The following is a 13,816-nucleotide window of genomic DNA, read 5'->3' as shown; positions in this document are numbered from 1 at the left end:
ATTTCGTTATTAAGCCTATAAAAAACTTAAAAAAATAAATGTGTTTGTTACAATTTCAATGTCGTTTTATCCAGTTTTCAAAGAACAAGTTTTGAAGTATTTCATCGTAATGATGAACCTTCAAAACTGAACGCAAAACGTAATCTTACAAACCCAAGGTTTGTATTCCGAAAATATCCTTAGAAAGGAGGTGATCCAGCCGCACCTTCCGATACGGCTACCTTGTTACGACTTCACCCCAATCATCTATCCCACCTTCGGCGGCTGGCTCCAAAAGGTTACCTCACCGACTTCGGGTGTTACAAACTCTCGTGGTGTGACGGGCGGTGTGTACAAGGCCCGGGAACGTATTCACCGCGGCATGCTGATCCGCGATTACTAGCGATTCCGGCTTCATGTAGGCGAGTTGCAGCCTACAATCCGAACTGAGAACGACTTTATCGGATTAGCTCCCTCTCGCGAGTTGGCAACCGTTTGTATCGTCCATTGTAGCACGTGTGTAGCCCAGGTCATAAGGGGCATGATGATTTGACGTCATCCCCACCTTCCTCCGGTTTGTCACCGGCAGTCACCTTAGAGTGCCCAACTAAATGATGGCAACTAAGATCAAGGGTTGCGCTCGTTGCGGGACTTAACCCAACATCTCACGACACGAGCTGACGACAACCATGCACCACCTGTCACCGTTGTCCCCGAAGGGAAAACCATATCTCTACAGTGGTCAACGGGATGTCAAGACCTGGTAAGGTTCTTCGCGTTGCTTCGAATTAAACCACATGCTCCACCGCTTGTGCGGGCCCCCGTCAATTCCTTTGAGTTTCAGTCTTGCGACCGTACTCCCCAGGCGGAGTGCTTAATGCGTTAGCTGCAGCACTAAGGGGCGGAAACCCCCTAACACTTAGCACTCATCGTTTACGGCGTGGACTACCAGGGTATCTAATCCTGTTTGCTCCCCACGCTTTCGCGCCTCAGTGTCAGTTACAGACCAGATAGTCGCCTTCGCCACTGGTGTTCCTCCAAATCTCTACGCATTTCACCGCTACACTTGGAATTCCACTATCCTCTTCTGCACTCAAGTCTCCCAGTTTCCAATGACCCTCCACGGTTGAGCCGTGGGCTTTCACATCAGACTTAAGAAACCACCTGCGCGCGCTTTACGCCCAATAATTCCGGACAACGCTTGCCACCTACGTATTACCGCGGCTGCTGGCACGTAGTTAGCCGTGGCTTTCTAATAAGGTACCGTCAAGGTACAGCCAGTTACTACTGTACTTGTTCTTCCCTTACAACAGAGTTTTACGAACCGAAATCCTTCTTCACTCACGCGGCGTTGCTCCATCAGGCTTTCGCCCATTGTGGAAGATTCCCTACTGCTGCCTCCCGTAGGAGTCTGGGCCGTGTCTCAGTCCCAGTGTGGCCGATCACCCTCTCAGGTCGGCTACGCATCGTTGCCTTGGTGAGCCGTTACCTCACCAACTAGCTAATGCGCCGCGGGCCCATCCTATAGCGACAGCCGAGACCGTCTTTCAGTATTGTCCCATGAGGGACAAAAGATTATTCGGTATTAGCCCCGGTTTCCCGGAGTTATCCCAAACTATAGGGTAGGTTGCCCACGTGTTACTCACCCGTCCGCCGCTAACATCAAAGGAGCAAGCTCCTTTGATGTTCGCTCGACTTGCATGTATTAGGCACGCCGCCAGCGTTCGTCCTGAGCCAGGATCAAACTCTCCATAAAAGAAATTTGATTAGCTCAAATTGTTTTGCTGGCATCAATTTTGATGTCCAAAATTTTGTTTCGTTCACTAACAAAGTTAGCTAGTAAAAACTATATTGATTACGTTTTGCTTGTTCAGTTTTCAAGGTTCATTTTGTCGCTGTTCGTTTCAGCAACTTTTATATAATACCATTTTCAAACTTAGCTGTCAACAACTTTTTAAAATATTTTATTTCCTTAAGAAGTGACAACTTTTAAATCTTACCACTTTCGAATGTTGTTGTCAACATTTTTTTGCGGTCGTTATTTAAGAAGTTTGTGATACTTAATGTTACGTCGTCTTAACGACAAGTAATAATTTATCACGATTCTAAGATCTCTGCAAGTATTTTTCTGCAAAAATATTATTTCTTTAAAAAAACGTCATTAGTAAGCTATTAATAGTAGTTTCTAGCTACGATGTTTTTACAATTATTCTTGCTTTGAAAACATTGTTATTACTATACCTCTGTTTTTGTCATTTCTCAATAAAAAAAGAGACCCTTTTCAACAAGGATCTCCTTTTTAATTATTATTTCGTTATGTGGCGCATTGTTGGGAATAATAGTACATCACGAATTGATGGTGAGTTTGTAAGAAGCATGATTAGACGGTCAATACCAATACCTAATCCACCTGTTGGCGGCATACCGAATTCTAAAGCTTCAATAAAGTCATTATCCATTTCGTGTGCTTCGTCATTGCCCGCTTCTTTCTCAGCTAGTTGCGCTTCAAAGCGTTCACGTTGATCGATTGGATCATTAAGCTCTGTGAATGCATTCGCATGCTCACGACGTACGATAAACAGCTCAAAACGATCTGTGAAACGCTCGTCCTCTGGATTTTTCTTCGCTAAAGGAGAGATTTCTACAGGATGACCGAATACAAAAGTTGGCTGTACTAGTGTTTCTTCTACTTTTTGCTCGAAGAATTCATTAATAATATGACCGACTTCATGCGCAGCTTTGACTTCTACCCCGTGTTCTTTTGCAAGTGCTTGCGCTTGTTCCTTCGTCATTGGCTGCCAGAAATCAACGCCTGTAGCTTCTTTAACCGCATCTACCATATGAACACGTCTCCAACCTACAGCAAGGTTGATTTCATCTTCACCGTATTGTACGGATGTTGTGCCAAGAACTTCTTGTGCTACATGGGCAATTAAGTTTTCTGTTAATGACATGATATCTTTGTAGTCTGCATATGCTTCGTACAGTTCAATCATTGTGAACTCCGGATTGTGACGAGTTGAGATACCTTCGTTACGGAATACACGGCCAATCTCATAAACTTTTTCTAGTCCACCCACGATTAAACGTTTTAAGTGCAATTCGATAGCAATACGCATGTATAATTCCATATCAAGTGCATTATGGTGAGTAATGAACGGACGAGCTGCTGCACCACCGGCAATTGTATGAAGCATTGGTGTTTCTACTTCTAAGTATCCTGCATTATCTAAATAGTTACGAATTGCACGGATAATTTTAGAACGCGTAATAAATGTTTTTTTGCTATCTTCGTTTGTCATTAAATCTAAATAACGTTGACGGTATCGTTGTTCTACATCTTGTAAGCCATGGAATTTTTCAGGCATAGGACGTAGCGCTTTTGTTAGGAACGTAAATCCTTCAGCCTTCACTGAAAGTTCTCCCACTTGCGTACGGAATACGTTACCACGTACACCTACGATATCACCAAGGTCAGCTTGTTTAAATAAGTCATAAGCTTCTTCACCAACATGATCCTGACGAACGTAAATTTGAATTTGTCCACCTAAATCTTGAATATGTGCAAAGCCAGCTTTCCCTTTACCGCGCTTTGTCATAATACGACCTGCGATAATCACTTCTTGTAGGTTTTCTTCTAGCTGTTCTTTTGTTTGATCTGCAAATTGTTCGCGCACTTCTGTAGAAAGATGTGTACGCTCAAATCGACTACCGAATGGATCTTGACCGTTCTCTTGAATAGCAGTCATTTTTTGACGTCTCACCAATAGCTGATCATTTAACTCTTCTATGTTTGACACTTGTTTCACTCCTTATTAAATTGTCCGCGTTTACGTCCATAATATTTCTATTGTACACAATTTTAAAGCTGTATTCATCTGTTTCGGTTTAAATTCCATAAGAGTTAAAATAATTAATAATTCTAAAAATTAAAGTAGACAGATTAGGTTGTTCTATATTTACTTTTACATCAATCATAACAAAAGAGACATCTCAAAATTAAATTGAGATGTCTCTTATCACATTATATGATAATTTCTTTTTGCTCTGGTACATAAATTTCAGACTCACGTTGCTCATAGTCTTGCACAATTCCATTTAATATAGCACGTAGCTCTGTTGCTGTTTCAGTTTGATTAATAGCACTGCGGGCTTTACCGTTACCACGAATACCTTTTAAATACCACGATGCGTGCTTACGCATTTCGCGCACAGCCACACTCTCTCCTTTTAATTGCATCAGGCGTTCAAAATGCAATAAACATACATCCATTTTTTCGCGAACGCCAGGCTCGTCTTTTAACTCTCCTGTTTCCAAATACTGAACTGTACGATAAATCATCCACGGATTACCTAATGCTGCTCGTCCGATCATTACAGCATCCACCCCTGTTGTATCTAGCATACGTTTTGCATCTTGGGGCGATTCAACATCACCATTACCAAGTACAGGGATATTGACATTTTCCTTTACTTGACGAATAATATCCCAATTTGCTTTTCCTTCGTACATTTGCACACGTGTACGGCCATGAACCGCTACTGCTGAAGCACCGGCACGTTCAACAGCCTGCGCATTTTCCACAGCAAAGACATGTTCATCGTCCCACCCAATACGCATTTTTACACTGACTGGCTTTTTCACCGCATCAACAACTGCAGCTACCATTTCGTAAACTTTGTTTGGATCTAGCAGTAAACGTGCACCTGCTTCACACTTAATTATTTTATTGACTGGACAGCCCATATTAATATCAATAATGTCAGCAGTTGTATTTTCGTCTACATACTTCGCCGCTTCTACAAGTGTCGTTTTATCTCCACCAAAAATTTGTAGTGAAAGGGGATTTTCACGTTCGTCAATATATAGCATACCTAACGTTTTTTCATTTTTACTAACAATCCCTTTATCACTAATCATTTCTGCATATACTAGCCCTGCTCCGAATTCTTTCACCGTTAATCGAAAAGCAGAGTTACAGATACCAGCCATTGGTGCTAATACGACACGGTTGTCCATGACAATATCGCCAATTTGAAACGGCTTTTCAGTTGTCTGACTCAACGTCGATTTCCTCCTTCTATGGGCTTTCACCCGTCATTGCTAAAGATGTATTGTTAATGCTTTTGGCATTTATTATTAAGCTCTCCACAAATCAAACTTATGCACATTATTTCATAGACGGCATCAATCTCGTATCCGCCGATTGCTTCCATAGTGTTACGCCTTCCTCTTGCAAATTCATCTGTTGCAGGGTTGTGTGTGCTCTTTGTAATTGCTCTCCAGATGGAGTAGGCGTAATTTCTATTAATGGTACTAACACAAAAGCTCGTTCATACATTCTTGGATGTGGCACAAGTAAGCTCTCTGTTTCAATATTTTCGTGATTGTAGAGTAGAATGTCAAGGTCGATGATTCGAGGCCCCCATCGAAACTCCCGAACACGACCTAACTCGTTCTCTACCGACTGACAAATCTTTAGCATTTCACAAGATGAACTACTTGTTCTAACATGAACCGCGATATTTAAAAAATCTGCTTGGTCAGTAAAACCTACAGCCGCTGTTTCATAGATAGAAGAAACCCGAATAACTTCTAGCCCTTCTTTTTCCATTAAAAGTTCGATTGCACGCTGAAGGTTGGCATAACGTTCACCAATATTTGTACCAATCGATATATATACGTCATTCATTAGAAGTCACCTCTAGTTATCTCAACTGAAACTTCTTTGTAATAACCATGTATCGGTGGATCTGGTTTAATGAGCTCAACTCGTACACCTTTGACCTTATCAGGATATGCAGAGAGTATACTATTAGCGATTTTCGCAACAAGAGCTTCAATTAGTTTAAAAGGCTCGCCCTCAACGATATCACGACAAAGCGCATACACTTCAGCATAATTCACAGTATACGTTAAATCATCTGTGTCACCCGCTTTAGTCATATCAACCGCTAATGAAACATTGGCGCGAAAGCGTTGGCCCAGTGTTGTTTCTGCTGCTAAAACACCATGATAGCCATAAAACTGCATGTCCTTTAAATGAATATAGTCCATTACGCTTCCTCCTTGTAAATACGTTTACCAACTAACACATCAGCCATATGTGCAGCACGAGCCATTTCTTTCACATCATGCACACGGATTAGATGACAACCTTTTTCAATGCCATAAACAACAGTTGCGCATGTTCCTTCAATCCGTTCTTCTACAGGAAGCTGCAATACATTGCCTATCATTGACTTGCGCGAGGTTGCTAATAACACAGGGTATCCCATATTCACTAAATCCGCTAGATGCTGCATCATTGCAATATTTTGAGCCGTTGTTTTAGCAAAACCGATGCCTGGATCCAATATGATATGAGAATCAGGCACACCCGCCTTCTTCGCAATAGCAATACTCTGTTCTAAATCCGCTTTGGCTGTTGCCCAAAAATTACTTCCATAATCTTTGTTTTCGCGATTATGCATTAAAATAATTGGTACATTTAGTTCCGCAGCAACTTCTGCAATGGCAGGTTCTGATTTGGCACCCCAAATATCATTAATAATATGAGCACCCGCTTCAATCGCCGCCCGTGCTACGCTCGCTTTATACGTATCAACTGAAATAATAGCTGGCACTTCCGCTACTAGTGCCCGGATAACCGGTACAATACGCGCAATTTCATCATCATCAGAAATACGCTCATAACCAGGGCGTGTCGATTCACCGCCAACATCAATAATTTTCGCACCTTCAGCTACCATCTTTTTAGCCTGCTCTACAGCGGCATCCACGTTATTATATTTTCCACCATCTGAAAAAGAGTCTGGCGTGACATTTAAAATACCCATAATAAATGTTTCACTGTTATAATCTAAAGTAATCCCATTAATTGTTAACGGTGTTGTATAGTTTTCTAGCATTTTAATGCTCCTTCTATTGTTGTTCCACCTCTTTGATAAACGCCTCATGTAAACGTAAATAAATCGGTCCTTTATTGCCTAACAACTGAATATCTTCTAACATGCAAATCGGAACAAGCTCTTGCACAGAGTTTGTAATAAAACATTCGCTCCCTTGCTCCACATCGTTTTTAGTAAATAAACCTTCTCGTATTTCAATACCTACTGACTGCGCATGTTCTAGTACCCATGCTCTCGTAATACCAGGTAATATACCCGCTTCTAAAGAAGGCGTATATAGTATATCATCTTTCACCCAAAATATATTTGAAGTGACACCTTCAGCCACATAGCCCTCCTCTGTTAAAAAGAAACCTTCCTGCATGGCTAAAGAGGACATTTCAAACCTTCCTAAAACGTTATTGCCATAATGATGCGACTTGACACGTAAAACGCCTTCAGGAGTATTCCGTCTTACCTCTAACCATTGCGCTGTTTTTTCCTTACCACGAGGAGTATCAGGCAACTCTTTCCGAAAGACGATTACATTGGGTTGTGTATACTCGCTCGGTTGCAAACCTATACTGTGCTCCCCAGCAGATACATTTAAACGAAAATAACCATCTTGCCCACCGGCAGCTAAATTTAGTTGTTTAATAACAGCTAGTAAATCCTGTTTTGTATAAGGCAGATGAATATGGAACTGCGTAAGTGCCGCTTGTAAACGTTCCATATGCGCTTCCCAAAATAATACCTTCCCATTGTAAGTACGCAACGTCTCGAAAAAACCTAAGCCATATAAAAAACCATGGTCAAATGGTGAAATTCGCAATTCCTCCGCTGCTACATAGTTCCCGTTCAACCAGCACTGCATATTACTTCGCTCCTTCTACATACAATTCGATAAAATGACGTAGAAGCTTTTTCCCCTGTTCCGTCATAATAGATTCTGGATGATATTGAACTCCTTCGATTGGATACTCTTTATGCCGAATCCCCATAATTTCTCCTTCTGCAGTCCACGCTGTCACATCAAAACAGGCTGGTAAGCTTTCTTTTTCCACAATGAGCGAATGATATCGTGTTGCTTGAAATGGATTGGGCATACCTGCATGTAGGCCCTTTTCCGCATGCAACACCGGAGACGTTTTACCATGCATTAAACGTTCTGCACGAATAACATGTCCTCCAAAAACTTGAGCTATTGCTTGATGTCCAAGACACACCCCTAAAATAGGAATATTTCCCGCGAAATATCGAATGATGTTTAGACTTTCACCAGCTTCGTTCGGACTACAAGGCCCAGGAGAAATCACAATCATATCGGGCGCAAGTTTTTCAATATCCGCAATTGTGAGCGAATCATTTCTTTTTACAATTAACTCATGTCCAAATTCTCCAAAATACTGCACAAGATTATATGTAAAAGAATCATAGTTATCAATCATTAAAATCATTTTGCTCGCTCCTCCGCCATTGCCTTAGCCTGCCACATAGCTTTTGCTTTATTTAAAGATTCTTGGTATTCTCTTTCCGGAACAGAATCAATAACTATTCCTGCACCAGCTTGGATATAGGCCATCCCATCTTTAACAAACGCTGTTCGTATTACAATATTCAACTCCATATCCCCTGTATAGCCTAACCAGCCAATGGAACCCGTATATAACCCTCGACGGACTGGTTCTAATTCTTCAATAATTTCCATCGTACGAATTTTAGGTGCTCCTGTAATCGTCCCACCTGGGAACATCGCTCGAACGACATCCGCATTGGTCTTTCCTTCAGCTATCTCACCACGCACATTTGACACAATATGCATGACATGGGAATAGCGTTCAATGACCATAAACTCATCGACCTCCACTGTACCGTATGCTGATACTCTCCCTAAATCATTGCGTTCTAAATCAACGAGTATCACATGTTCTGCTCTCTCCTTCTCGTTATCAATTAACTCCTGTGCCAACGCAATGTCTTGTTCATCAGACTTTCCTCTCGGACGCGTTCCTGCTATTGGTCGTGTTGATAACTCCTTACCTTGGCGTTTCACCAATAGCTCTGGTGAACCAGACACAACCGCAAAATCAGGGGCTTCAATATACGCCATATATGGCGAAGGATTAAATGCACGTAACGCTTCATAAACATCCATTGCTGTAGCATTTAATTTTTTCGATTGACGAACTGATAAATTCACTTGAAACACGTCACCTTGTGCTATATAGCTTTGAATTTTCCTCACAGCAGCTTCAAAGGCAGTGCCTGCAAATGACACAAGCAGTTCACTTTCATCATTTACCACTTCAACAGCATTTGTCTTTTCAAATTTCCTTAACTGCAAACCTTCCTGTGCCGCTACTTGCCAAGCATGTGCTCGCTCTTCAAGGTTCACATCACAGTTTGCTAACTTCATAAACGTTACTTCATTTGTCTTAACATCATGTACTGCCCAACAATCAAATAAATAAAAATAAATATCTGGCACCTTTAAATCATCTGTTGCTAGTTCTGGCAGCTCCTCAATTTTCCGTGCGTAATCATATGACACAAAACCGATGGCGCCTCCTTGGAAAACAGGCAGTTTAGCATCATAAGTTAATTGATAGTTCGCTACTAACTGTTCTAACAAATCAAGTGGCTCCCCGTATAACATTTCGCGAGTGCCATCTCTCCACTCTATAAGCAAACCACCCTCAATTGATTGAGCAGTTGCTAATGGCTGCCATGCGGCGATCGAATAGTGCCCGCCACGTCCACTCTCTAAAAATACATGGGCTTTTTCATCTGTCGTTTGCTTTTTATAGCTATAAAAAAACGCGTCTGCGTCCATTTTCACTGATTTCGTAGATAATGTATTCACGTTGCTCTTCCCCTTTGGATCATATGATGTGATTCCATCTTAACGTGAAAAATGCAGAGATGCGAATTTTTTTTGCTCCTAAAATAAATAACTATATATGCCACTTCTTGCTACAACCGATTGCCAATACTGTTCATGTCTAATAGCACGATTACTTGCTCAAAATAGCGAGGGAATATCAGCCATTTTTGTTCCATGCAGACGTTTTGTATATAGTCTTTTTAAGAATTAAGTTGCAGACTAAAAGTTGCTCCTTCTCGTCAAATAGCGGCTCTTCCATAAAAAAACTGTAGGCACACTCTCAAATTTTTGAGATTGCCTACAGTCTATAAGACTCCCTTTTAGAAGGATGTCATTTTGTCTGAAAATTAGTCTTCAAATTGGTATAAAGGTGTAGATAGGTAACGCTCACCATTTGAAGGTACGATTGCAAGGACATTTGAGCCCTTACCTAAGCGTTTTGCTGTCTCAATTGCTGCATAGATTGCTGCACCTGAAGAAATACCGCATAGAATACCCTCTTCACGCGCTACTTTACGTGCTACTTCAAACGCAATTTCATTTTCTACAGGGAATACTGAAGAATAAACGTCTGTATCTAAAACAGAAGGCACGAATCCAGCACCAATACCTTGGATTTTATGTGGACCTGGTTGACCTCCTGAAAGTACTGGAGAATCTTTTGGCTCAACAGCAATAATTTCAATTTCTGGGTACTTCTCTTTTAATACGCTACCAGCACCCGTAATTGTACCACCTGTACCAACACCTGCAACAAATCCATCTAATTTCAAGCCGTCAAAAGCTTCCACGATTTCTGGCCCTGTTGTTAAACGGTGAACAACTGCGTTTGCTGGGTTAGTGAATTGCTGTGGTAAAAAGTATCCGTGCTCTGCAGATAACTCTTCGGCCTTTGAAATGGCACCTTTCATGCCAGCTGGTCCAGGTGTTAACACTAAATCAGCACCATAAGCACGCAGTAAATTACGTCGCTCTAAACTCATTGTTTCTGGCATTACTAAAATTGCTTTATAGCCCTTAGCTGCAGCAATCATTGCTAATCCAATTCCTGTATTACCAGAAGTAGGTTCAATAATCGTACCACCTGGTTTTAACGTTCCGTCTTTTTCAGCAGCTTCAATCATCGCCAACGCTAAACGGTCCTTTACTGAGCTCCCTGGGTTAAAATACTCTAATTTAACATATACAGTACCTTCATTTTCACTTGTTGCATGATTTAATTTTACAATTGGTGTTTTACCAACTAATTCAGCTACTGAGTTCGCTAATCTACTCATTTATTATTCCACTCCTAATCCCTACTAATTTTATAGGTTTTACTTATTTTGTATTTTATCAATTTTCCAGTTGCATTGTCAATCAATAAAGCTTATATTTTCAGAATATTTATTTGAAGCCAGAAAGTACGTTACTTTCTGGCTTCCTTTTATCATTTCTTTTCTTCACCATAATACCAAGTCGCCTTAAATTCAGACCAAAATGCTTCAGGTGTTATTGATTGTTGCAATTGCTCCAACGCAAGCTCCCGTTCGATATGTTCTTTCACATCGTCATATGTAAAGGATTGACCTTCTATTACTTCTTGAACTTGCACAATTCCGTAATGGCCATTATCTAACTTAAATACCTTACTAATTTCATTTGCCGATAACGTTTTAACCGCTTTTAACAGAGCTGGATCAATATTGCCCTGCTTCTCTGTTAAGAACCCTATGTCTCCACCTAAGCTAGCCGATGCACTGTCAATTGAAATTTCACGTGCCAGCACAGAAAAATCAGACCCATTTTTTAGTTCACTTAACGCTTCTTCAGCAGCTTTTTTTGAGTCTACCTCAATAAAATTTGTACGATAACTTGTGTCAGTATTATATAACGCTTTATTTTCTTCATAGTATTTTTTAATACTGTCTTCTTTAATCACAACATCTTTTGTTAGTACTTTATCTAAAATAAGCCCAGAGCGAATTTTCTGCTTTAACTGGTCGGCCGAAAGATTTTGCAATGCTGTATCGAATTTATCTTGAGCTGAACGCATTAACGCAAGTTCTAAATCAATCTCTTGATTAGACACTTTTATTTTATATTTATCAGCAGCCTTTTCCATAACAGATTCATTCACTAAGTTTTGGAGAGTTTCTTTACCATAGCGTTCTTCCATAGCAATCATCCACTCTTGGCGTGTTATTACATCGCCATCAACGGCAGCGACTTGTTCGTCGCTACCAATTTCCTGACCTTTATTTGGAATTAACCAAGCAATAAACCATAAAAAATTCCCTAGTAATAAGATAGCAATAACTATTAAAGCCGGCTTTGTTTTTAAACGGCGTTGCAATAAGGGCGTTTGGTTGGGTGTTGAAGATGTCTGTGGTCTCCGATTACGCGTTGAGCTCATCGATAAAACCTTCTAGTTCTTCTTTTGAGAAATGATATGTTTCTAAACAGAAGTGACATTGTGCTTCAGCCGCACCATCTTCATCAATCATTTCTTGAATTTCCTGCGAACCCAAACCTAAAATTGCTGCACCAAATCGCTCTTTTGAACATTGACATTTAAATTCAACCGGCATTGAATCTAAAATTTGGACTTTTCCTTCTCCTAATACAGCCTCTAAAATTTGCTCTGGCGTATAGCCCTTTTCAATCATTTTCGATACAGGCTCTAGCGTCGCTAAATGTTGCTCGATTGCGTCGATTGTTTCTTCTTCACAGCCTGGCATAAGTTGAAGAATAAAGCCGCCCGCCGCTAGAATAGAATTATCCGGATTAACTAGTACACCAAGCCCTACAGATGAAGGCACCTGTTCAGATGTTGCAAAATAGTAAGTAAAATCTTCTGCAATTTCTCCAGATATAATTGGTGTTTGGCCAGAGAACATATCACGTAAGCCCAGATCCTTGACAATCGTTAACGCGCCTTCCGTCCCGACACCAGCTCGTACATCCAACTTGCCTTGTTCGTTTAAATCAAAATGCACGTGTGGATTTGTTACAAAACCACGCACTTCACCTTGAGCGTTACTATCAATTACCATAGGACCGATTGGACCATTACCTTCGATTTTAATGGTAATCTTTTCTTGACCTTTTAACATAGCTCCCATCATGACACCAGCAGTCATGGAACGACCAAGAGCTGCAGACACAACTGGCCATGTATTATGACGGCGTTGTGCTTCTCCTACAGTTGCTGTTGTACAAGCAGCGAAAACACGCACCTGCCCATTAAATCCTAAACCTCGAACTAAATAATCTTTCATAAATGAAAAGTCCCTCTTTTCTTATTGGTTACGTTTATATAACTTATATAAACCTTTTAATGTTAAAAATGGATCAACGACATCTATCACTTGCGTCTCCCCAGCAATTAAATTGGCTAATCCTCCAGTTGCAATAACAAGTGGCTCTTCTTTACTTTGTGCCTTCATGCGATTAACAATGCCCTCCACTTGTCCAACAAAACCATAAAAAATGCCGGCCTGCATCGCAGAAACGGTTGTTTTTCCAACAATATGTGTAGATCGAAGAATTTCAATACGTGGTAATCGAGCTGCCTGCGTATAAAGTGCCTCTGTTGAAATCGAAATGCCTGGAGCAATAGCACCGCCCATATAATCGCCTTTTTCATTCAAATAACAATATGTTGTTGCCGTACCAAAATCCACAATAATTAACGGTGCTTTATAAGCATCGAGCGCTGCTATAGCGTTTACGATTCGATCTGAACCAACCTCTCGTGGGTTTTCATATTTAATGTTTAAACCTGTTTTTACACCGGGTCCAACGACCAATGGTTTTTTCCGGAAATATTTTTTGCACATTGCTTCTAACGAAAACATAATCGGCGGTACAACCGAGGATATAATAATGCCAGTAATTTGTTCAAATGAAATGCCTGCATGGTTAAAAAAAGCGAGTACTTGCATCGCATATTCGTCTTCCGTTTTATGAAGATCCGTAACCATTCGCCAATGAAAAGCGAGCTGATCATTTGTATCATAGACTCCCAATACAATATTTGAATTTCCTGCATCCAATACTAAAATCATGGCCGATGCCTCC

12 protein-coding genes and 1 rRNA gene are annotated in these 13,816 nt (G+C 40.7%); all 13 read right to left on the bottom strand.

Translation table 11 applies throughout. The features are described 5' to 3' along the window. Positions 1-183: 183 nt before the first annotated feature. The 13 genes from I5435_RS00560 to I5435_RS00500 all read right to left on the bottom strand — a co-directional run bounded on the left by I5435_RS00560 (position 184) and on the right by I5435_RS00500 (position 13,803). Positions 184-1,735, bottom strand: a 16S ribosomal RNA gene (locus I5435_RS00560). Positions 1,736-2,285: 550 nt separating this feature from the next. Next, the gene (gene lysS / locus I5435_RS00555; RefSeq protein WP_174412966.1) at positions 2,286-3,788 is read right to left on the bottom strand and encodes a lysine--tRNA ligase; all 1,503 of its coding nucleotides are present in this window, start codon (positions 3,786-3,788) and stop codon (positions 2,286-2,288) included. Between the two features lie 215 nt (positions 3,789-4,003). After that, a complete protein-coding gene (dusB, locus tag I5435_RS00550) occupies positions 4,004-5,044 on the bottom strand; it encodes a tRNA dihydrouridine synthase DusB (RefSeq protein ID WP_025218339.1) in 1,041 nt (346 codons plus the stop codon). Positions 5,045-5,150: 106 nt separating this feature from the next. Next, a complete protein-coding gene (gene folK / locus I5435_RS00545; RefSeq protein ID WP_108031342.1) occupies positions 5,151-5,672 on the bottom strand; it encodes a 2-amino-4-hydroxy-6-hydroxymethyldihydropteridine diphosphokinase in 522 nt (173 codons plus the stop codon). Next, positions 5,672-6,037 carry a dihydroneopterin aldolase gene (gene folB / locus I5435_RS00540; RefSeq protein ID WP_024362617.1) on the bottom strand — a complete coding sequence of 122 codons (366 nt, stop codon included), beginning with the start codon at positions 6,035-6,037 and terminating at the stop codon, positions 5,672-5,674. Before folB ends, folK begins: the two co-directional genes overlap by 1 nt. Then, a complete protein-coding gene (gene folP, locus I5435_RS00535; RefSeq protein ID WP_024362616.1) occupies positions 6,037-6,891 on the bottom strand; it encodes a dihydropteroate synthase in 855 nt (284 codons plus the stop codon). The genes folB and folP overlap by 1 nt, the downstream gene beginning before the upstream one ends. Positions 6,892-6,904: 13 nt before the next feature. Beyond that, positions 6,905-7,744: an aminodeoxychorismate lyase gene (pabC, locus tag I5435_RS00530; RefSeq protein ID WP_025218336.1), complete on the bottom strand. Its 840-nt coding sequence runs from the start codon at positions 7,742-7,744 to the stop codon at positions 6,905-6,907. A 1-nt stretch (position 7,745) separates the two neighbouring features. Continuing rightward, the gene (gene pabA / locus I5435_RS00525) at positions 7,746-8,327 is read right to left on the bottom strand and encodes an aminodeoxychorismate/anthranilate synthase component II (RefSeq protein WP_024362614.1); all 582 of its coding nucleotides are present in this window, start codon (positions 8,325-8,327) and stop codon (positions 7,746-7,748) included. Then, the gene (locus I5435_RS00520; protein WP_443136932.1) at positions 8,324-9,733 is read right to left on the bottom strand and encodes an anthranilate synthase component I family protein; all 1,410 of its coding nucleotides are present in this window, start codon (positions 9,731-9,733) and stop codon (positions 8,324-8,326) included. Before I5435_RS00520 ends, pabA begins: the two co-directional genes overlap by 4 nt. Before the next feature lie 368 nt (positions 9,734-10,101). Next, positions 10,102-11,031 carry a cysteine synthase A gene (cysK, locus tag I5435_RS00515; protein ID WP_024362612.1) on the bottom strand — a complete coding sequence of 310 codons (930 nt, stop codon included), beginning with the start codon at positions 11,029-11,031 and terminating at the stop codon, positions 10,102-10,104. Positions 11,032-11,183: 152 nt separating this feature from the next. Continuing rightward, on the bottom strand, positions 11,184-12,149 hold the full coding sequence (locus tag I5435_RS00510; protein WP_024362611.1) for a peptidyl-prolyl cis-trans isomerase: 966 nt from the start codon (positions 12,147-12,149) through the stop codon (positions 11,184-11,186). Then, complete coding sequence (gene hslO / locus I5435_RS00505; RefSeq protein WP_024362610.1) at positions 12,133-13,014, bottom strand: Hsp33 family molecular chaperone HslO; 882 nt, start codon at positions 13,012-13,014, stop codon at positions 12,133-12,135. The genes I5435_RS00510 and hslO overlap by 17 nt, the downstream gene beginning before the upstream one ends. A gap of 21 nt (positions 13,015-13,035) precedes the next feature. Continuing rightward, complete coding sequence (locus I5435_RS00500; RefSeq protein ID WP_025218335.1) at positions 13,036-13,803, bottom strand: type III pantothenate kinase; 768 nt, start codon at positions 13,801-13,803, stop codon at positions 13,036-13,038. Positions 13,804-13,816 lie beyond the last annotated feature (13 nt).

Source organism: Lysinibacillus sp. C5.1 (genome assembly GCF_016350185.1).
In the GTDB taxonomy this organism is placed as follows: Bacteria; Bacillota; Bacilli; order Bacillales_A; family Planococcaceae; genus Lysinibacillus; species Lysinibacillus sphaericus.
The sequence above is the reverse complement of the archived record's forward strand: the minus strand, read 5'-3'. Positions and strand labels throughout refer to the sequence as shown.